19 protein-coding genes are annotated in these 20669 nt (G+C 57.5%); 9 read left to right on the top strand and 10 right to left on the bottom strand.

What is annotated here, in order from left to right; all coding sequences use genetic code 11:
- Positions 1 to 33: 33 nt before the first annotated feature.
- Together AC0L6S_RS15085 and AC0L6S_RS15080 are read right to left on the bottom strand one after the other, a co-directional pair.
- Positions 34 to 645, bottom strand: coding sequence for an MliC family protein (locus AC0L6S_RS15085; protein ID WP_473428613.1), 612 nt, complete (start codon positions 643 to 645; stop codon positions 34 to 36).
- Between the two features lie 21 nt (positions 646 to 666).
- Entirely contained in the window at positions 667 to 1926 is a 1260-nt protein-coding gene (locus AC0L6S_RS15080; RefSeq protein ID WP_473424931.1) for an acyl-CoA dehydrogenase family protein, read from the bottom strand.
- Positions 1927 to 2098: 172 nt separating this feature from the next.
- On the opposite strand from AC0L6S_RS15080, the gene AC0L6S_RS15075 reads away from it, so the two are divergent.
- From AC0L6S_RS15075 to ppnN, 3 genes are all read left to right on the top strand, one after another.
- Positions 2099 to 2968 (top strand): TauD/TfdA dioxygenase family protein, encoded by an 870-nt coding sequence (locus AC0L6S_RS15075; protein WP_473424930.1) that lies wholly within the window; start codon positions 2099 to 2101, stop codon positions 2966 to 2968.
- 107 nt (positions 2969 to 3075) lie between these two features.
- On the top strand, positions 3076 to 3669 hold the full coding sequence (locus tag AC0L6S_RS15070; protein WP_473424928.1) for a hypothetical protein: 594 nt from the start codon (positions 3076 to 3078) through the stop codon (positions 3667 to 3669).
- A 158-nt stretch (positions 3670 to 3827) separates the two neighbouring features.
- On the top strand, positions 3828 to 5192 hold the full coding sequence (gene ppnN / locus AC0L6S_RS15065; RefSeq protein ID WP_473424927.1) for a nucleotide 5'-monophosphate nucleosidase PpnN: 1365 nt from the start codon (positions 3828 to 3830) through the stop codon (positions 5190 to 5192).
- Here ppnN and AC0L6S_RS15060 read toward each other — a convergent pair.
- Positions 5177 to 5446: a CBU_0592 family membrane protein gene (locus AC0L6S_RS15060; protein WP_473424926.1), complete on the bottom strand. Its 270-nt coding sequence runs from the start codon at positions 5444 to 5446 to the stop codon at positions 5177 to 5179. The genes ppnN and AC0L6S_RS15060 overlap by 16 nt on opposite strands.
- An 85-nt stretch (positions 5447 to 5531) precedes the next feature.
- Here AC0L6S_RS15060 and AC0L6S_RS15055 point away from each other — a divergent pair, with 85 nt between their 5' ends.
- From AC0L6S_RS15055 to AC0L6S_RS15040, 4 genes are all read left to right on the top strand, one after another.
- Positions 5532 to 6794 carry a BaiN/RdsA family NAD(P)/FAD-dependent oxidoreductase gene (locus tag AC0L6S_RS15055; protein WP_473424924.1) on the top strand — a complete coding sequence of 421 codons (1263 nt, stop codon included), beginning with the start codon at positions 5532 to 5534 and terminating at the stop codon, positions 6792 to 6794.
- 123 nt (positions 6795 to 6917) lie between these two features.
- Positions 6918 to 7205: an encapsulin-associated ferritin-like protein gene (locus AC0L6S_RS15050; RefSeq protein ID WP_473424923.1), complete on the top strand. Its 288-nt coding sequence runs from the start codon at positions 6918 to 6920 to the stop codon at positions 7203 to 7205.
- A gap of 119 nt (positions 7206 to 7324) precedes the next feature.
- Entirely contained in the window at positions 7325 to 8707 is a 1383-nt protein-coding gene (locus tag AC0L6S_RS15045; protein ID WP_473424921.1) for a DUF2254 domain-containing protein, read from the top strand.
- A 115-nt stretch (positions 8708 to 8822) separates the two neighbouring features.
- Positions 8823 to 10478, top strand: a complete 1656-nt coding sequence (locus AC0L6S_RS15040; RefSeq protein WP_473424919.1) for an NAD(P)/FAD-dependent oxidoreductase — start codon at positions 8823 to 8825, stop codon at positions 10476 to 10478.
- Here the strand turns inward: AC0L6S_RS15040 and AC0L6S_RS15035 are convergent.
- The 5 genes from AC0L6S_RS15035 to dauA form a co-directional block, all read right to left on the bottom strand.
- The gene (locus AC0L6S_RS15035; protein WP_473424918.1) at positions 10411 to 11115 is read right to left on the bottom strand and encodes a sugar transferase; all 705 of its coding nucleotides are present in this window, start codon (positions 11113 to 11115) and stop codon (positions 10411 to 10413) included. The two genes, AC0L6S_RS15040 and AC0L6S_RS15035, sit on opposite strands and share 68 nt — an antisense overlap.
- Before the next feature lie 4 nt (positions 11116 to 11119).
- Complete coding sequence (locus AC0L6S_RS15030) at positions 11120 to 12037, bottom strand: UbiA family prenyltransferase (protein WP_473424917.1); 918 nt, start codon at positions 12035 to 12037, stop codon at positions 11120 to 11122.
- Between the two features lie 94 nt (positions 12038 to 12131).
- Complete coding sequence (locus tag AC0L6S_RS15025; protein WP_473424916.1) at positions 12132 to 14054, bottom strand: B12-binding domain-containing radical SAM protein; 1923 nt, start codon at positions 14052 to 14054, stop codon at positions 12132 to 12134.
- 136 nt (positions 14055 to 14190) lie between these two features.
- Entirely contained in the window at positions 14191 to 14421 is a 231-nt protein-coding gene (locus tag AC0L6S_RS15020) for a hypothetical protein (protein WP_473424914.1), read from the bottom strand.
- 15 nt (positions 14422 to 14436) lie between these two features.
- A complete protein-coding gene (gene dauA, locus AC0L6S_RS15015; protein ID WP_473424913.1) occupies positions 14437 to 16158 on the bottom strand; it encodes a C4-dicarboxylic acid transporter DauA in 1722 nt (573 codons plus the stop codon).
- 110 nt (positions 16159 to 16268) lie between these two features.
- On the opposite strand from dauA, the gene pckA reads away from it, so the two are divergent.
- Together pckA and AC0L6S_RS15005 are read left to right on the top strand one after the other, a co-directional pair.
- Positions 16269 to 17879: a phosphoenolpyruvate carboxykinase (ATP) gene (gene pckA / locus AC0L6S_RS15010; RefSeq protein ID WP_473424912.1), complete on the top strand. Its 1611-nt coding sequence runs from the start codon at positions 16269 to 16271 to the stop codon at positions 17877 to 17879.
- Positions 17880 to 18045: 166 nt separating this feature from the next.
- Positions 18046 to 18234, top strand: coding sequence for a CopG family transcriptional regulator (locus AC0L6S_RS15005; RefSeq protein ID WP_473424911.1), 189 nt, complete (start codon positions 18046 to 18048; stop codon positions 18232 to 18234).
- Positions 18235 to 18263: 29 nt separating this feature from the next.
- Here the strand turns inward: AC0L6S_RS15005 and nspC are convergent, their stop codons facing one another.
- Positions 18264 to 19430 (bottom strand): carboxynorspermidine decarboxylase, encoded by a 1167-nt coding sequence (gene nspC / locus AC0L6S_RS15000; protein WP_473424909.1) that lies wholly within the window; start codon positions 19428 to 19430, stop codon positions 18264 to 18266.
- 18 nt (positions 19431 to 19448) lie between these two features.
- Complete coding sequence (locus tag AC0L6S_RS14995) at positions 19449 to 20660, bottom strand: saccharopine dehydrogenase family protein (RefSeq protein ID WP_473428610.1); 1212 nt, start codon at positions 20658 to 20660, stop codon at positions 19449 to 19451.
- Positions 20661 to 20669: the final 9 nt, after the last annotated feature.

The raw sequence follows: 20669 nt of genomic DNA, 5'->3' as shown, positions 1-20669 counted from the left end.
GGCATAATGGCGAGGCTGGCGGGCATAGTATCGCTATTTCTCCACCTGGCACACCAGTTTAGTGCCAAACCAATCGATGCTTGCCTGTCCCTGGTGCTCCCAGTACTCAACACCAGTGTTGGTGTAGCGTGAACCTGAGCCGCTGCGCGCAATAAATGCAATGGTCTGGTCTGTCCCTCTGGTGAGTACCACCGAGGGCGGTGAAGTGTCGTTGTAAAACGCAGCAAAAAAGGGCACTTGAGCGCTGTTATCGCAGTCAAGGCTGACTGTGACTGATGGGTTAAACTGGCCTGCTGCAATCTGTAGCTCGACAATTCTCGTCTGGTAGGCTGCAACCACGCACGCCGATACCTCATCGGCTTTCCAGCAATCATCGCGGCCCTTTATCCAGCCGCGCTGCCGGGCTTTTGTCAGCGTTAACTCATCCGGTGGCAGCGTTTCCAGCGCCGACTGATAGGCGGAGGCCAGTTGGCGATCCAGTGCGGCAAGTCTATCGTCGCTGCACACCAGCTGTTGGACCTGCCCCTCGGCTGCAGTGCAGTCGAAGGTGGGTTCACTGGTGTGGGCGCTTGTCGCCATGACTATCGCAGCAGCGACTATCGCGCCGCGGGAGAGTAGAGCCGGCCGGATCTCGCCTGGTTTCACTCTGTTCAAGCCGCTCTCCGTCTATGCTCGTCCCATCAGATCACGGGCAATGGCTACTATCTGCATTTCATCGGTGCCCGCGTAAATTTGCAGGATTTTGGCATCGCGCATGAGCTGTTCTACACGCGTCTCGCGCATATAACCGGCACCGCCAAAAATCTGCACTGCCTCCGTGGTGACTTCCATCGCGGCCTGTGCCGCGTACAGCTTCATCGCAGATCCCTCGGCAAAGCTGAAGTCCTTGCCGGCCGCTTTCGTTTCGATAAAACGAAACACCATGTTTTCCAGATTCAGCCGCGCCACTTCCATCTTTGCCAGCTTCAGCTGGATCAGCTGGTAGTTGCCGATTGGCTGACCGAACTGCACCCGTGTTTTCGCGTATTCCAGCGACATTTCCAGCGAGCGCTCCACCAGGCCCAGAGCCATTGCGGCAACGCCGGAGCGCTCGGTGCTGAAGGTGGATTTCGCGCCGGAGCGACCGTAGCCATCTTCCGATTCCCCCATTAAGCGATCCGGGCCGACCTTCACGTCAGAGAGGAAAAGCTCGCCCGTGGGCGAAGCCCCTATGCCCATTTTCTTGAAGGGCGGACTCTGTTCCAGCCCAGGCATGCCGGAATCGAGGATGAAGGAGACGATTTTCCTGTCGGCAGGATCAACGCCAGGTTCGTCCAGGCGACAGATAAATACGATCGTGTCGGCGTGCGGCCCGTTGGTGATGAAGGTTTTATTGCCGTTGAGGATATAGCCGCCTTCACCGTCGCGCCGGGCGGTCGATTTCATAGCGCCGAAGGCATCTGAGCCAGAGTTGGGTTCAGTGATTGCCCAGGCGCCGATCTTTTCCAGTGTCATCAGCTCGCCGGCATACTTCTTCTTTTGTGCGAGGCTGCCCTTGGACATGATTGCACCGGCGGTGAGTCCTACAGACACGCCCATGGCGGTAATCAGGCCCTGGCAGTGACGGCTGATTTCAATAATCGGCAGTATGCCCATCGCAGCGGCATCCAGGGCCTCTGCGGACACCGGTCCGTCAGTCACTTCTGCTTTCTTCTTGGGCTCATCAACCTGCTCACCGCGGGCGATGGCCTCCTCGCGGGCGATCTGTTTCTCGAAGTTGGCGCGGGCCAACTCATCCATGCCAAAGGTTTTGAACAATTTGCGCAACACATCGTAGGGCGGTACGCCGTTGTACTCGAGGTCGTCGATATTCGGTACGATCTCCTTCTCCACGAAATCACGCACCATACCCCTGATCATTTGCTGTTGTTCTGTCCAGGCAATCATGTTGTCTGTTTCCTTATATAAGTTCATCGATTAAGCGCGGCGCTGATTATTGCACGACAACGCAGGCAACCGAAAGGGAGCGCAAAAGGCGGGAGGATTGCGGGCGCGTCGAACACGCCTTAGACTCAGGCCTGCCTTGCATTGATAGCTCGAGCGCGCAGAGGAGGTTTATATGATTGAAGTCGTTCCCTCAGGCCAGGCCTGTGGTGCTACCGTCAAAGGGGTGGATCTGTCTGGGCCACTGGATGCCGCGACGCATCTGGCTGTGCGAACCGCCTGGCTGGAACACCATGTGCTGGCGTTTCCGGACCAGCAACTGACCTCTGCTGATCTGGAACGGATTGTGTTGGGTTTGGGCGCATTTGGTAGCGAGCCCTTCTTCCGGCCGATGGAAGGCAGCGAGCATGTCGTCGCGCTGACGCGTAAAGCGGATGAAAAAGCGCCGCTGTTCGCCGAGAACTGGCACTCCGACTGGAGCTTCCTCGAAGAGCCGCCCATAGGCACCTGCCTGTACAGCCTGGTGATACCGCCGGTTGGCGGCGATACCGGGTTTGCTAACCAGCAAAAGGCGCTGGCGGAAATGCCAGCCGCTCTGCGCGCAAGAATTGAGGGTCGCATCGCCCTGCACTCAGCGGGCGCGGCCTACGCACCGGATGGCATGTATGGGGAGAAAGACCGGGAGGCCGGCCGCAGTATGGCAATACATTTTTCCGAGGATGCGCGGCAGGTGCAGAAGCACCCGTTTATCCTGCGTCACCCTGAAAGCGGCCGGGAGACCCTGCTCAGCAGCCTGGGATATATTATGGGTGTGGAAGGCATGGACGACGATGCCGCCTTTGAGCTGCTGCTGGAGCTGTATGAGTGGCAGACGCGCGAGGAATTTCAATACACCCATTGCTGGGAGAAGGATATGTTTGTGCTGTGGGACAATCGCAGCGTACTGCACCGGGCCTATGGTGGGTATGACGGCTATGACCGGCTTCTGCACCGGATCACTGTCGCTGCGGATACCAGCAAATTCCTGGCACTACAGGCAGCATAGTTGACGCGGCGCGTTCCAGCCCGCGTGACCCGGCGGTAAAGTTTTGCGATACTGCCGGAGTCTGAATTCACTGCTCGTTCAACCCTTTAGATCAGGACGCAAAGACTATGACAACTCGCATGCTTTCCATATTGGCCACCACGCTGGTCGCATCCCTTGCCGGCTGTGCAAGCACCGACCCGATGACAGGTTCAACCCGCAATGAGATGATATCCGTGCAGTACGGTAGGGTAGAGAACATTCAGCAGGTCGAGATGTCACCGGACTACGGTGCCGGCTCTGTGATCGGCGGTGCGCTCGGACTGCTGGCAACCATGGGGCACTCAGGCGCTTCGCAGGTCGGCGGTGCAGCGGTGGGTGCCGGCCTCGGCGCGCTGGTGGCAAAGGAGACTGCGGGTAAGGGTGAGAAGTTCACCGTCCGGCTGGTGAACAATAATACCGTAGATATCATCACGGAGAATCAGGATATCCGGCTCGGCGACTGCGTCGCACTGGAGCAGGGCAAGCATGCGAATATCCGCCGGGTGTCCCCGGTGATGTGTACCACGCCGGCTTCCCACCCCGCTTACAGTTCGATGAACGCAGCCAACGTGCAGGAATCCCAGGAGTGCCAGGAGGTCAAGCGCGAACTGTTGAACGCGACCACCCAACAGGCGACAGATATAGCCTATAGAAAAATGCGTGCCTTCTGTGAGAACTGATGTCGGCATCAGCTGACGCAGCTATGCCTGCCACTTGCAGCCCCGGCTGTTGCAAGTGGTGCTATCCGGGCTGCGAGTAGCACAGTCACGCTGGCCGGAGTTGCTGCGAAGCGCTCTCGCCTTTGAAACCAATGCGCGCACGGGCCTTGAACTCGCTTATGGAAAAAATCCCCCACGCTATTGTTAATCCACTGAAGTCCCTGAACTTACTGTCCAGGGAAGAAATTGAAGGCTTGACGCGCAGTGGCGGCGATCTGTTCGCATTATTCCGCCACTGCGCGCTGGCTATCCTGAATACGGACAGCGAGAAGGACAGCACAGCAGAAATTTGTGCGGATTACTCCGATTTTGATATTCGCCTGATTCCGCAGCCAAGGGGACTCAAGCTGGAGCTGTTCAACGCGCCGCCGCAGTCCTTTGTCGACGGCAAGATGATTCGCGGTATCCAGGAGCATCTGTTTTCAGCGCTGCGCGATATCGTGTATACCGATTTCAAGATCACCGGCCGCCAGACGCAACCGCCAACGTCGTCGCAGACCACCAATATGGTATTCCGTATTCTGCGCAACGCCGGTGTGGTTCGCCCCGACCAGACGCCGCAAATGGTGGTTTGCTGGGGTGGGCATTCGATTCCCCGCGAGGAATACGATTACGCCAAGGAAGTGGGTTATCAGTTGGGGCTGCGCGGGCTGGATATTGTCACCGGCTGTGGCATAGGGGCTATGAAGGGGCCGATGAAAGGCGCCGCTGTCGGGCACGCCAAGCAGCAGATCAAGACCGGCCGTTATATCGGCATCAGTGAACCTGGCATAATCGCTTCGGAGTCGCCCAATGCCATCGTCAATGAACTGGTGATCATGCCCGATATTGAGCAGCGCCTGGAGGCCTTTGTGCGGCTCGCCCACACGATCATCGTGTTTCCCGGTGGGGTCGGTACGGTGGAGGAGATACTTTACCTGCTGAGCTTGCTGATGCACCCGGATAATAGTGAAGCCATCCCGCTGGTACTGGCCGGGCCGCAGTGCTGTCAGGCGTATTTTCAGGAACTGGAACGCTTTTTGGTGGACTGCCTGGGTGAAGGAGTGAGAAACCACTACCGGGTTATCGTTGGTGCCCCGGATGAAGTCGGTCGTGTTGTTAGAGCCGCCACAGAGGGTGTACATGCGCTCAGACGCAGCGCGTCACAAGCCTATTATTTTAACTGGGAGTTACATATTCCGCCTGATCTGCAAGTGCCCTTTGTGCCCACACACGAGGCGATGGCGGCACTGGAACTGAATGCCGATATGCCCAAGCATCGGCTTGCGAGTAACCTGCGTTGTGTTTTTTCTGGCTTGGTTTCCGGTAATGTAAAAGCATTCGGAATTGAGCAGGTCCAACTGCACGGACCGTATCAACTGTCAGGTGACCCAACCTATCTGGCGGCCATGGACAGGCTGTTGAAGGTGCTGGTGCGGGAGAAGCGGATGAAGCTGGTGGCCGAGGCGGACGATTACGAGCCTTGTTATCAGCTGGCCGATTGATTGGCCGGGTTTTGGCGACGCAGGTACTTCCACAGGCCAATCAGGGAAGCTGCTATCCAGAATATTTCGATCACGAAACTCGCCAGGTTGAAATGGAAGCAGAGGCTGAACAGCAGCAGGATCGCTCCCACCAGGTTGATCATATTGTAGGCGAGCCCCTTGGGGTCGGTACGCTCCAGTTGCAGCAGAAAATAGGCCAGCACAACCAGCATCGTACCCGCCATACCGATGGTGTCGATGATCCATGTATCCATTGTGCTGTTCCCTGCTTGTAATGACTGATGACATTTGAGGCTACCACAATTTTGTATATTTACCGCCTGGATTGGAGTCGCCGGTTTGGACAGTAATCGCACAGATTACGATGTGGTTATTTTGGGGGCGGGAGCGGCTGGTTTATTCTGCGCCTCGGTGGCCGGTGCTCGCGGACGCCGTGTGCTGGTGTTAGAAAAGGCCAACAAGGTGGGGAAGAAAATCCTGATGTCTGGTGGCGGTCGCTGCAACTTCACCAACTACTTTGTGAGTTCCGAGAACTTCATCTGCGGCAATCCCCATTTCAGCAAAGCAGCACTGAGCAGGTACACGCAGTGGGATTTCATTGCGCTGGTAGAGACCTATGGCATCGCGTATGAAGAGCGCAAGCACGGGCAGCTGTTCTGCAAGCATTCCGCCGCAGATATCCTGGCGATGTTGCTGGAGGAATGTGAAAAGCACGCGGTCACTATTGTGACGCATTGTGATGTACGCGAGGTTGATTTTGTCGCCACCGATAAAGCGTCGCCGAGCGCAGATAGCAATTCCGACAGCCGCTTTCGCGTTGCCTACGCACGCAGCGCGGCGGGAGACAATGCCCTGTGTCATGTTCACAGTGAATCGCTTGTTGTGGCCACGGGTGCGCTGTCCATCCCCACGCTTGGCGGCAGCGGTCTCGGCTATGAGATAGCGGCGCAGTTTGCGCTCCCGCTGACCGAGCGCCGCGCCGGGCTGGTGCCTTTCATGTTCAGCGATGCTATGAAGTCCCTGTGTGAGCGACTCTCGGGGGTGGCGCTGGAGGCCGAGGTGAGTTGCGCAGGACAATCCTTTACAGAGAATATGTTGTTCACCCACCGCGGGCTCAGCGGCCCGGTGATTCTACAAATCTCCAATTATTGGCATCCGGGTGATGCGGTGGCGGTGAATTTATTACCCGCGCTGGACTGTGCCCAATGGCTGCTTCAATGCAAGCGCGAGCAGGGCAATATTTTGTTGCGCACACTACTGCAGCGTGAACTGCCCAAAGCACTAGTAACTGAGTTACAGGCACTGTGGTGGCCGCGTGATACCGAGTGTAAGCTGGCAGACTTCAGCGACAATCGGCTGCGGGAACTCGCTGGTCGGCTCAGTGATTGGCAACTCAAGCCTGCGGGGACAGAGGGCTACCGTACCGCGGAAGTGACACTGGGCGGTGTTGATACCGCGGCGATCAGTTCCAAGACGATGATGGCGAAATCCTGCGAGGGCCTTTATTTCATCGGTGAGGTTCTGGATGTGAGCGGGCACCTCGGCGGCTACAATTTTCAGTGGGCCTGGTGCTCGGGATTCAGTGCGGGGCAGGTTGTCTAGAGCGTGTTGTCAGGGTTGGCTTTATGGTTATCGCTCGGGATATACTCAATAGATAGGCACTGTAGTCGTCTGGGCATTACTGCCAGATTGAGATAGTTAACGAACTTATAGAAGGAGAAAACCATGGCGAGTGAAGGTTACCATGAACCCATCGATGAACTCACCGATGAGACCCGTGATATGCATCGTGCCATTGTATCGCTGATGGAGGAATTAGAGGCGGTCGATTGGTATAACCAGCGTGTCGATGCCTGCAAGGACAGTGAACTCAAGGCGATACTTGAGCATAATCGCGATGAAGAGAAAGAACATGCGGCGATGGTGTTGGAGTGGATCAGGCGACAAGATCCCACTATGGACAAAGAGCTGAAAGACTACCTGTTTACCGATAAGAAAATCGCCCACAAGTAAATAGCGTCAGTTCCCACATTTCAACTCGGCGCATTACTTTGGTTTAGCACTGGCGCGACCGCTGCTCCGGGCAGCGGCGCAGTTTCCGATAGTCAAACACCTTATCCGAGGCAGCCGGAATGCTCAGCAGACTGATGCAAGTTTGGAACGAACTGCGCGGCAGTTACTGGTTTATTCCGTCTGTGATGGCTTTGAGCGCCGTGCTGTGCGCACTGTTCCTGACTCAGAACCGCTGGGTGCTTGAGCTCTCGCTATTCAAGGATTCACACTGGTTTTACAGGAGCACGCCCGAAGCTGCGCGGGAGGTGCTCTCCACCATCGCCGGTTCCATGATCACGGTGGCCAGCGTAACCTTCTCAATAACGATTGCGGCAGTGGCCTACGCGGCATCCCAGTTCGGCCCACGACTCCTGACAAACTTTATGTCAGACCGGGGAAACCAGTGGACACTGGGCACCTTCATCGCGACATTTTTGTACTGTCTTATGGTGCTGAGGACTCTGACCGGCTCCGACTCGGACCCGGGTAGCGCCGATTTTGTACCGCAGATTGCGGTTGCCGGCAGCGTGCTGTTCGGTGTCGCAAGTATCGGTGTGCTGATTTATTTTATCCATCACGTCCCGGCATCAATTCACGCCTCCAACGTGATTGCCGAGGTGGGGCGGCAGCTGCTGGACAACCTTGATGCCCTTTATTCCCGCGCTGAACAGGGGCATGAAATACCCGCAGGCGAGAGGGTTTCTAAAGTCCATTACGACTTGCGCAATTCACAGGCCCTGCATGCAGGCTTTGACGGCTTTGTACAGTTTGTCGACCACCCCACCCTGATGGCGCTGGCAGAAGAGCTGGATACCACCGCTGTACTGGATGTGCGTCCCGGCGACTATGTGAGCAAAGGCAGTTGTCTTGGTTGGGTACTGTGTACGGACTCACTTGAGGCTGAGGAGGAGACGCGTTTTGAGAGCGCGTTCCTGTTCGGCATGAAACGCACCGCAGCGCAGGATGTCATGTTTCTGGCACAGGAACTGATTGAGATCGCCGCGCGCGCTCTGTCATCCGGCGTCAATGACCCCTTTACGGCGATGAACTGTCTCGATTGGTTGGGTAGTTCGCTGGCCGTGGTAGCCACAAAGCCGCCGGTGGAAGGGCGTCATTATGACAGCGAGGGCCAGTTACGGCTGGTCGCGAAATACATTTCCCGGGATCTATTCATTAATAATAACCTGAGCAGGGTTCGCGTGTACGCGGCGACAGATCGCAATGCTGCGCTACACTTTTGCGCCGTTATGGGACGACTGTTGTTGCTGCCGATAGAGCAGGATATTCGGAAACTCTTTCTGCGGCAGGCATCGGAACTGATTGAATGTGCCAGGGAATCTCTCTGCGATCTGGATGTGGCAGAACTGAGATTACGCTACGATATTCTGGCCAGTATTGAACCCGGTAGCAGTGATAACTATCAGATAGTTCATGCCCACGACTGGCTTGGCGGTAGCGGTTGATCAACGCAAACTGAGAAGGTCATTAATCTGCTGGCCTGCGCCGGCAATGTGCGGGAGAATCACGGCATTCTTATTGCCTGCCCGCCAGAATCGGGCACCCGATACCACGTCCTCTATGCTGCGACTAAATGAAATCAAACTGCCTCTGGATCACCCGCCTGAGGCACTGCCCGCTGCGGTTGCCGAGTGCCTGGGTATCGATGAGTGCGAGATTGTACGAGTGCAGGTTTTCAAGCGCAGTTACGACGCGCGACACAAATCCCGCATTCTGCTGATATACCAGCTTGATGTTGAGGTGTCTGCCGGTCTGGAGCCACCCCTGTTGCAACAGTTTGAGCAGAGTTCGCGTGTGAAGCCCAGCCCCGATACACGCTATCATTATGTGGCACAGGCGACTGATGAATTCCCCGCCGGCGGGCAGTTGCGCCCGGTCGTGATCGGTTTTGGCCCCTGCGGTATTCTCGCGGCGCTGCTGTTGGCGCAGATGGGGCTCAAACCACTGGTACTGGAGCGAGGACAGGCCGTGCGCCAGCGCACCGCGGATACCTGGGGGCTGTGGCGCAAACGCCAGTTGGACACCGAATCCAATGTGCAGTACGGCGAGGGCGGAGCGGGTACGTTTTCGGACGGCAAGCTGTACAGCCAGGTGAAGGACAAGCGACATCTGGGCCGCAAGGTGTTGGAGGAATTTGTTGCAGCCGGCGCGCCAGAAGAAATTCTCTACGTGAGTAAGCCGCATATCGGCACCTTCAAACTGGTGACGATGGTGGAGAAGCTGCGCGCCGAAATTATCCGCCTCGGCGGGGAGATACGCTTCGGGGAGAAAGTGGCATCCCTGTTGCGCGATGATAAGGGGACGGGACAGGTCCGTGGTGTCACCATGGCTGACGGTGAGGAAATATTGAGCGAGCACATTGTACTGGCCATCGGTCACAGTGCCCGCGATACCTTCCAGGCGTTGCTGGATGCCGGAGTGACCATTGAACCGAAACCCTTTTCCATCGGCTTTCGTATCGAGCACCCGCAGTCGTTAATCGATCGGGCCCGCTTCGGTGAGCACGCGGGGCACCCGATTCTGGGCGCAGCGGATTACAAACTCGTGCACCACTGCAAGAATGGCCGCAGCGTCTACAGCTTCTGCATGTGTCCGGGCGGCACTGTGGTGGCCGCCACCTCAGAGCAGGGACGTGTGGTTACCAATGGCATGTCACAGTACTCGCGTAACGAGCGCAATGCCAACTCTGCCATCGTCGTTGGTATCGACCCTGAACAGGATTATTCCGGGCATGTACTGGCGGGTATCGATCTGCAGCGCGAACTTGAGTCTCTGGCCTTCCGTATGGGCGGCGGCAACTACAATGCGCCAGCACAGTTGGTCGGCGACTTTCTCGCGGGCAGATCCTCCACTGCACTGGGTGCCGTGGAGCCCTCCTACAAGCCGGGTGTCACCCTGACTGATTTGTCGGCGGCGCTGCCGGACTATGCGGTTGCCGCGATCCGCGAGGCGCTGCCCGCATTCGACAAGCAGATCAGAGGCTTTGCGATGCCGGATGCGGTACTCACCGGCATCGAAACCCGCAGCTCGTCGCCCATCTGCATACGTCGCGGTGGCGATTTTCAGAGTGTGAACACGCCCGGTTTGTATCCGGCGGGCGAGGGGGCGGGGTATGCCGGCGGCATACTGTCTGCGGCGATCGACGGCATCAAGGTTGCCGAGGCGGTGGCGCTGGATATTCTCGGCGCGCCAGAACCGACCGCACCTTCTGCATAGAGTCCTCGCGCGCGCGCGGCGACCAGACCCGCGACACGGTGCGCAGGATAATGCGGATATCCAACACCAGGTGCCAGTGTTGCAGGTAGTCCAGTTGTACTTTCGCCTTGGCCGGCAGCAGGCATTGAAAGTACTCTTCCTCCGCATTCGGCCGCCCGGCCAGCACGGCATCCTCGGCGAAGAACAGTACGGATGCCGGGTCTGTGACGCCGGGCCGAACGGACAGTACCGCCGCGCGCGTGGCATCGTCCAGCGCTTCGGCATGTGCCTGCACCATAGGCCTCGGGCCCACCAGACTCATGTCGCCAATCAGGACGTTGTAGAGTTGCGGCAGTTCATCGAGGCGTGAGCGCCGTAGCGGTAGGCCTACAGCGGTTATGCGCGGGTCGTCCTCCGGTGCAATGCTGCCCAGTGTGGTACTGCCCGGATACAGCGTTCGAAACTTCAGCAGCGTGAAGACGCGGCCGTGTAAGCCGACACGTGGCTCCCGGTACAGCACCGGCCTGCCGCTGCGCCAGGCAATCAGCAGTGCGATGGCCAGCATGACCGGCGCGAGTAGCAGCAGGCCGACGAGTGCCGCGCCAATATCCATAGCGCGTTTCACCGGGCGCGAGCATCCGCCGGCCTCTGGCGCCATGGTGTTAACTGCCCGCCAGCAAGATGCCGGCGGTTATGCCTGCGGATAACAGGACAAAGGCCAGTAGCGCGAGCGGTTGCACGGGTTGCTGGCGGTAGAACGTCTGCGGATTCTGCCAGGTCCAGCGCGCGGCAATGACAGCGGGAATGGCGCCTGCCGCACCCAGTAGCGCCAGTGCGGGCAAGGCACCGATCCAGACGGCCCACAACAGCAGCAGCAAGGCCAGCAGGTAGATCAGTGGCAATACACGGCTGGCGCGTTGCCTGCCAAGACGCACCACCATGTTGTTCTTGCCGACACTCCGGTCGGCGTCATAGTCGGGAAACTCATTCACCCACAGGAAGGCGGTGATAAACAGGCCCAGCGGTAGCGATGCCCAGATCACATCGGTGTTGTAGCTGTGCGTTAGCAGTGCGTAGGTGGCCATCGCGATTAGTGGGCCGTAGCACAGCACCACATCCAGCTCGCCCAGACCGCGATAGGCCAGTTGCAGGGGTGGCCCATGGTAGGACCAGCCCAGCACCAGGGCGACAGTACCCAGCCAGAAAATGGACGGCTCGCGCAGGAATACCATTATTGCGCCCAGTGCCAGCCCGGCTACACCGAACAGCAGGGCAATGGCCCAGGTCTGACGGCGGGTGAGAATATTGTCGACCAGTACGCGCTTGCCGCCGGAGAAATCCGTGCGATCCTCGGGCTTGACGGCCAAATCCGTGCCCGAATCATAGTCGTATACATCGCCCCAGGCATTCTTGGCAACCTCCATGCAGAACATGGCGAGCCCCATCATCACAAGCCAATACCATGAGAAGCTGCCGTCACGCGCTGCCAGCGCGGCACCTATCGCCATTGAGGCAACCGAGGTAATGCTGATTTTGGGATCGGCGAGGCGCCAGAATCCCACGCTGAATTGACTCGCCATACTGTTTCGAGGCTCTGCCAGCAGAGATTATCGCGCTGGCAACGCTTGCTCCGTGGGAATCCGTGGTCCTGTGTTGCGCATCAGTATGCTGCGATCAGGCCGAAACCGCCAGAGCCTGCACCGTCACCGGTTGAAGTTTCGCCGCGTGCTCCTCCTTACTGCTGGTTCTCTCTGCGTGAATCCAGACGCCGCCGTCGGGATCCTTGATAATATCGCCGACCCCGCCGGGGATGTGAATACCCAGCTCTGTGGGGTTGTCGGCAAATAGCTCGGCAGTGGGAATTTCCATGCTCTCAAGTGAATCGATCACCGCATTCGCATCGAAATCGAACCGGGCGACGACTTCTCGCGTCGCACCTACGTGGGGTGCAAACGCCTGATCGAGTTCCAGTAACTGCATCACGCGATGTTTCAACCCGGCAGCGTCCAACTGATTGCCCATGTGATCATCGATCCATTGCATCGCGACCTGTCTCACGCAGGCGTACGTGCGCTCGGGGTAGGTGTAGGAGGTGATGAACAGCTCCTCGCGGAATTCGTACACGCCCATTTTGTCATCGGCATCGAGCCCGGGAATTTCGCTGCTGAATTCAGTGCAGAGCGCCTGCAGCATCGCGCGCATCATGCCGGCCACCGGTACAGTTTCGCTCAGCGCGAGATAGCGCAGTGTCAGCGGCAGCATATAGCCGCGGCTCATTAGCAGGTGCGCGGTAATCAGGAAATAGCCCTCCAGCCCCTCTTCGATCGGGAAGCTCATACAGCCGACAACGTACTCGCCCTTGGCCTTGCCGTAGCCGGCCACTGGCAGGGTTTCGATGCTGTACTCCTCGCGCTTGTCGTAGAACTCGGTGCCGGGCAGCAGGGTGTAACCGAAAATATTGATCGTGGGAAACACGGCGAACAGGCGATCGAGGTTTTTCTCAAAGCTGGCGAGGTTGTCGCCGACCAGCCCCCAGATCAGTTCACAGGCGATGGGGACCCTGGCCTTGGCCATCTCGCGGGCAATGGGTTCGTACTTGTTGGCATCCATATTGGTGCGGTGACACAGCTCCAGTGCCAATGGTGTCAGGGTCTGCAGTGCGAGGTGGTAGTGCGGCAGCAAGTTGTTCTGATGCAGCAGCAGTACGATTTCCTGTGAGCGCGAGCCGTGTTTCTTCGACCAGGAGGTCGCAAAGGTATTGGGCAGGCCGGTGCGCTGCTTGATCTCGCACAGGACCCTCGCTTTTTCGACATCCTCCTTCAGTGCGCCGAAGTTGGAATCAGTCAGCCAGATATTTTTGATCCCGGCATCGACGATGTAATTCCAGTCGTGGCGAATTCGCTCCACCGAGAACGACAGCATTTTGGTACCGATAGCGCCTGTACCCCATTCGCAGAAGGCGCATTTGTAGGGGCAGCCACGGCTGGTTTCGTAGGCGATGCAATCGTAGGGCTCGCCCTCGTTGTCCAGCAGGCTGATTACATTCAGTGGCGACGGCAATTCATTCAGGTTGCGAAAGCGCGGGCGCTCGGCGGTAGTGACCAGTTCGCCGTCCTCGACAAAGGCGAGCCCGGCGACGTCATGCCACGCATCGCGGCTGCCGGCATCCAGGAAATCGGTGAACGTGGCCTCACCTTCACCCAGCACGATGATATCGACGGCTTCCGAGAACAGGTAGTCGCGGGCCTTTTGTACGTGGGGGCCGCCGGCGACGATCAGTATTTCCGGGCACAGAGCTTTAACCTGACGCATAAGGTCCAGAAATTCGGCCGCATTCCAGGTGTATACCGAAAAGCCCATGACCGGTTCCAGTCCCGCTGCAATGGCCTCTCTGGCGCGTGGCAGTTCGTCTTTTTGCCACTGTTCCAACCACTGTGGAATCTTCTCCGGGTGATTGACGAAATGCACCAGCTCGATGTCCACCTGTGCCGGATTCTTGCCCAGCTCCTGATAGTACGCTTTCAAGCCGCCCGTGGTCATGGGGGCGGCGGGAAATGTGTCCGAGTCCAGAGATAAAAGCCAGATGGGGCGCTGCATATTATTTTGTCCAGGATAGCGTAAACGAAACATTATCCTTAACAACGTGCCCAATGTCAGTGAATTTTTGTTTCCCTACAAAAAGCAGGTTTATTGGGGGTATTTCGCTGTTGGGTGGGGTGACTACAGGGCCGCATCAGAAGTAAATTTTCGCTTTCTTGAGGCCGATATCCTTCAGCATCAATGTAATGTGCTCCAGATCAGGCGAGGAGAGTACGGTATCGTTCTCATAGGCGAGCATGAATGACTTGCCGTTGTGCCGGTAGAGTATGGCGATGTACTCATCGATATTCGATGGATTTTTCCTGATTTCCACCAGATTAAAGCCGTCGTCATTCTGCACTTTTTTCGCTTCTGATAATTTCATACGACCCTTGTTGATTCAGTTGAACTGGTGAATGGCCTCATTCAGAGTCGAGTAAAACTCTGTCACACCGGCTATCGGGGCGACCTCTGCGCGGGCAAGCGTTTTCAGTGGTTGGAACTGTAGATCTGCTACGACAAGTTTCTTTTTCTCGGTTGCGCAGTACTCAACAAGCCTGTTCAGTGCCGCGACCCCGCCGGCATCGAGTAGGGTGACACCGTCCATATACAGGACGACGCCATCGAGCGTCTGCATTTTTGCGGCGATCTCGCCGAAGACGCGGTCTGCCGCGGCGAAAAACAGCGGACCGTTGATTTTCAGTACCGCCCAGCGGTCCGGGAGCGTGGCGTCAATGAGTTTCCTGTTGCCGGTAATGTCGGTAATTTTTGTCATCGCAGCCATCTCGCTGACGAAGAGAATACAGGCCAGTAGCACACCGACAGTGATGGCGATCACCATGTCGAAAAATACGGTTAACGACAGGCAGGTGGCCAGTACGATGATGTCGGGGACGGGCGCCCGCTTCACCAGCTGCAGCGACTTGGGCGCTTCGCTCATATTCCAGGCGACGACCATCAGCAGCGCCGCCATGGCTGGCATCGGCAGAAAGGCCAGTACCGGCGCGAAACAAACCAGCGCAAGCAGTACAACCAGCGAGTGAATCATCGCGGCCACGGGCGATTGCGCCCCCGCTTTCAGGTTTGCCGTCGACCGCGCTATCGCTGCGGTTGCCGTGATGCCGCCAAACAGCGGGGCTACGATATTGCCAAGGCCCTGGCCCAGCAGTTCGCTGTTGGCGCTGTGCCGCTTGCCAGTCATGCCGTCGAGCACGACAGCGCACAGCAGGGACTCTATTGCTCCCAGCATTGCGATGGCAAAAGCCGAGGGCAGCAGCGCCATAATCGTCGCTCCACTTATGTCTCCCGACGTCCCATCCGGTCCGGGCTGCAGCCAGGGCCAGCTGAATTCGGGCAGATACGGTGGAATGCCCGCGCCACTTGTGCCATCGGGCAGCAGGTAGCTGAAGCGGGAGCCAATGGTGTCGACCTCGTATCCGGCCTGCGCCAGTGCAGCGCCCAGCAGGCTTGCGACGACAACGGCGGGCAGATGCTGCGGTACCGGCGTGCGGAGTTTTGGCCAGTACAGCATGACGGCCAACGTCACCAACGCGACAAACAGGCTGGTCGTATCGAATTGCCCTATCGAATGGCCCAGCAGCAACAGCTTGTCGATATACAGTTCCGGCATCTCGGGAATCTGCAGCCCGAAAAAGTCTTTCAGCTGCAGTGTGACCAGCACAATGGCGATGCCGCCGGTAAACCCCAGCGTGACTGATTGCGGAATGTATTCAATGAAGCGGCCGAGTCGGGCGTACGCCATGGCGATGAGTATCACGCCGCCCATGATGCTTGCCAGCAGGAGGCCGGCAAGACCGTATACCTGCGCGATGGGGTGGAGAACAACAACAAAAGCCGCAGTCGGGCCAGAAATGCTGAAGCGGCTTCCCCCTGTCAGGGCCACCACGAAACCGGCGATGATCGCCGTGTACAGGCCGTACTGTGGTGCTACGCCGCTGGCGATGGCCAGCGCCATCGCCAGCGGGATGGCAATGATGCCGACACTGATGCCTGCCAGCGCGTCCTTGCGCAGGCGCGCCATGCTATAGGGCTCGTCTGCAAAACAGGCATCGCGCAGTGCGTGGCCGATGCGCAGGGAAAAGAGGTGTGCTCGATGTGCCATAGCTGGTTGCTGCTCAGGGGTTTAAATGCATACTGAGATAACATAGTATGTTAATCAAGTTAACACATAATGCAAGTTGACCCCTGGGCCCAGCAAGAGGAGTGAATGGCGTGGAAGCAAAAATACTAATGGCGAATCTGGAGAAATATGGCATCGAACGTCCGACGGAGGTGGTTCACAACCCGGGTTATAGCCAGCTTTTCGAGGAGGAAACCAGCCCGCAGCGAACGGGTTTCGATGCCGGAAAATTGACGGCATTGGGCGCTGTGGCGGTGGACACGGGTGTTTTTACCGGGCGCTCGCCCAAGGACAAGTATTTCGTCAAGGATGATACAACCCGGGATACTGTGTGGTGGAGTGATCAGGGGAAAAATGACAACAAGCCGATTTCGCAGGAAGTCTGGAAACACCTGCGCGGTATCGTTGGCAGGCAGTTGAGCGGAAAACGACTATTTGTGGATGACCTGTACTGCGGTGCTAATCCCCAGACCCGGCTCTGTGTCCGTTTTGTCACCGAGGTCGCCTGGCAGTCCCACTTTGTAAAGAACATGTTTATCCGGCCAAGCCCCGAGGAACTGGAATCCTTCGAGCCGGATTTTCATGTGATAAATGCCTCCAAAGCGACCAACCCGGATTGGCGGGAACAGCGCCTGCACTCTGAGAACTTTGTCGCCTTTAATATGACAGAACGGGTACAGCTGATCGGTGGCACCTGGTACGGCGGTGAAATGAAGAAGGGTATGTTCTCGGTGATGAACTACCTGCTGCCGCAGCGCGGGGTGGCGTCAATGCACTGCTCAGCCAATGTTGGCGAAAAAGGGGATGTGGCGATTTTCTTCGGGCTCTCCGGTACCGGTAAAACCACACTTTCCACTGATCCGAAGCGACAGTTGATTGGCGACGATGAGCACGGTTGGGACGACAATGGGGTGTTCAATTTTGAAGGTGGCTGCTATGCCAAAACCATCAACCTGAGCCAAGAGCAGGAGCCCGATATCTACAATGCCATTCGCAGGGATGCGCTGCTGGAGAATGTCGTGGTCGATAAGGAGGGTAATGTCGACTTCAGCGACGCATCCAAAACCGAGAATACACGGGTGTCTTACCCGATCTATCATATCGACAATATAGTCAAACCTGTATCAAAAGCTGGGCATGCCGGTAAGGTGATCTTTCTGACGGCGGATGCGTTTGGTGTGTTGCCGCCGGTATCGAAACTGACGCCGCAGCAGGCGGAGTACTATTTTCTGTCGGGATTCACTGCCAAGCTTGCCGGTACTGAACGCGGTATCACTGAGCCTGCTCCAACGTTTTCGGCCTGCTTTGGCGCGGCATTCCTGAGCCTGCACCCCACGCGTTATGCCGAGGTGCTCAACCGGCGCATGCAGGCGGCCAATGCCAGTGCCTACCTCGTCAACACAGGCTGGAACGGTTCGGGCAAGAGAATCTCCATTGGCGATACGCGCGCGATTATCGATGCGATTCTGGGCGGTGAACTCGATGCGGCTGAGACAGCGCAGATCCCCTATTTCAACCTCGCCATTCCGACACAGTTGGGCGAGGTGGATAGCGATATTCTTGATCCGCGCAACAGTTATCAGCATGCTTCACAATGGGACGCCAGAGCGCAGAAACTCGCGCAGATGTTCATCGACAATTTTGCCCAGTTTACCGATACGGAATCTGGTGCGGAGCTGGTCCTTGCCGGGCCGGTGGTCTAGCGGGAGATAAATGTCGGCGGTACGGCGCGGGTGAGGCCCTGTGGTAGGGCCGTCTTGGAAAGATGGCTGGAAAGACGATAAACATTACAATAAGATGTTAACTCAATGCACAGCTATTCGAAGTGCCGCTGACATTGCAAAGCTGACATTAAAAAAGAGCCAGGACATGGAAAAACGTACCGCCCGACTTACGCTGCTTGTTGATCCCAGCAAAAAACACGCATTCGAAAAGCTGTGTTCGCTGGAGGATGTTACGCCGTCCCAGAAGATTCGTCAGTTTATGCGTGACTATATCGAGGAAAAAATGGGGCCGGATTGGCGCAAGGAAGTCTTTGATGACGACGCTCAAGCCTGAGCGAAGGCAGATAGCGTATCCCAAAGGGCTCAGGACAGACGCTCTTTAAAATCTTCATAGCCAAATTCCCGCACAATTTCCAATTCGCCGCTATTGGAGTTCCACAGCGCAATCGCGGGGAGCTTGGTGCCGTTGAATGTGCTCGTCTTGACCATGGTGTAATGCGCCATATCGCTGAATACCAGCCGCTGGCCGATCTGCAGCGGCTGTGCAAAGCTGTAGTCTCCCATTACATCACCGGCCAGACAGGTCAGGCCACCCAGTCGGTAGGTGTGCGGTAGTTCACCGGGTTCACCGGCGCCGAGAATATCGGCGCGGTAGGGCATCTCCAGCACATCCGGCATATGGCAGGTGGCGGAGGTGTCCAGAATGGCCTGATCCAGTTCGTTCCAGCCCAGATCCAGTACTTCGGTGACCAGCACGCCGGTGCCGATGGCGACCGCCTCACCGGGCTCCAGATACACCTGCACATCGTAACGACCGGCGAAATCGCGCACGCAGGCTGCCAGTGCGTCGGTCTGGTAATCCGGGCGCGTAATATGGTGCCCCCCGCCAAAGTTCACCCACTCCATGCGGTGAAGCAGATACCCGAACTTTTCCTCAACCGCTTGCAGTGTGCGCTGCAGGGGTGGAAAGTCCTGCTCGCACAGCGTGTGAAAGTGCACGCCGCTGATGTCTTCAAGCGTGTTTTCGTCGAGATGAGACAATGGAATTCCCAGTCGCGAGCCCGGCGCGCAGGGATCGTAGATGGGAACGGTGCCCTCGGAGTGTTCCGGGTTAATCCGCAGGCCGAACTTCAACCCCGGCCTGCGCTCACGGGCTGCCAGTGCCAGTGGACGAAAGCGCTGCCATTGTGTGCAGCTGTTGAAGACCACATGATCGGCGATTTCGAGGATGTCGCGCAGGTCGCTCTCACTGTAGGCGGCGCTGAACACGTGCACTTCACCGCCGTAGCACTCGCGCCCCAGCCGGGCTTCGTGCAGGCCGCTGGCGCAGGTGCCACTGAGGTGATTTGATACCAGCGGCGCCAGACGCCACATCGAGAAGGCTTTCAGTGCCGCCAGTACTTTGGCGCCGCTGTCCTCAGCTACCTGTTGCAGAATCTGCAGGTTGCGCTCTACAGCGACCTGATCCACCACAAAACAGGGTGTTGGCAGTCGGCTCAGGTCGAGCTTGTCAAAGTCCGTGAATTGCATGCGCGCTCGTTGGTTGTTTTAACTCTGGGCGATATCGAGATGGAAGCCCGGGTTCAGTTCGACCACTTTCCACGGCAGGCCGTAGAGATTCATGTCTTCCATAAAGGGGTCCGGGTCGCACTGCTCGACATTCCAGACACCCGGTTGACGCCATCTTCCCTCGAGAATCATCTTGGCGCCGATCATTGCCGGTACGCCGGTGGTGTAGGAGATCGCCTGTGACTGCACCTCCCGGTAACAGCTCTCGTGATCACAGATGTTGTACAGGTACATCACCTTTTCCCTGCCATCTTTGACACCGCGGACAATACAGCCGATGCAGGTTCTGCCCTTGGTGCGCGGCCCCAGTGTGGATGGGTCGGGTAGCAGGTGGGCGAGGAACTGGATAGGCACGATGGATTGTCCCTGGAACTCGACGGGCTCTATGCCTGTCATTCCCACGTTCTCCAGCACTTCCAGGTGTTTTAGATAGTTCGCGGAAAAACTCATCCAGAACTGGGCGCGGCGCAGGCTGGGGAAGTGCTTGCTGATCGATTCCAGCTCCTCGTGATACATGCGGTAGATATCGAAGGTGCCGACATCCTCGGGGCAGGTGTAATGCGCTCTCGTGGACATGGCCGGCGTGGTGACGAATTCGCCGTTCTCCCAGTGGCGGCACTCGGCACTGACCTCGCGTATGTTGATTTCAGGGTTGAAGTTGGTGGCAAAAGGATAGCCATGATCGCCGCCGTTCACATCGATAATGTCCAGCTCATGGATTTCATCGAAGTAGTGTTTGGCGAGATAGGCCGTGAAAAGATTGGTGGCGCCGGGGTCAAAGCCGCTACCGAGAATCGCGGTTAAGCCGGCATCGAGGAAGCGCTGCTGGTAGGCCCATTGCCAGTGGTATTCAAACTTGGCGGTGTCCTGTGGTTCGTAGTTGGCCGTGTCGAGATAGTGGACACCGGCTTCGAGGCAGGCGTCCATAATGGTCAGGTCCTGATACGGCAGCGCCACGTTGATCACCAGCTCCGGCTTTTCCTGTTGCAGCAGGCTCACCAGCTCGGGGACATTGTCGGCATCTACCTGCGCCGTGCGTATCGGGCGGCTCAGTTGCGCGGCAATCGCCTCGCATTTGGCCTCGGTGCGACTGGCCAGCACGATCTCGGTAAATACCTCGGGCAGTTGCGCGCACTTGTGTGCCACTACGCCGCCGACGCCACCGGCGCCGATTATCATCACTTTAGACATGGGCCTGTC

The organism is Halioglobus sp. D3-4 (assembly GCF_055809315.1).
This window is presented reverse-complemented; position numbering and strand designations above follow the sequence as displayed.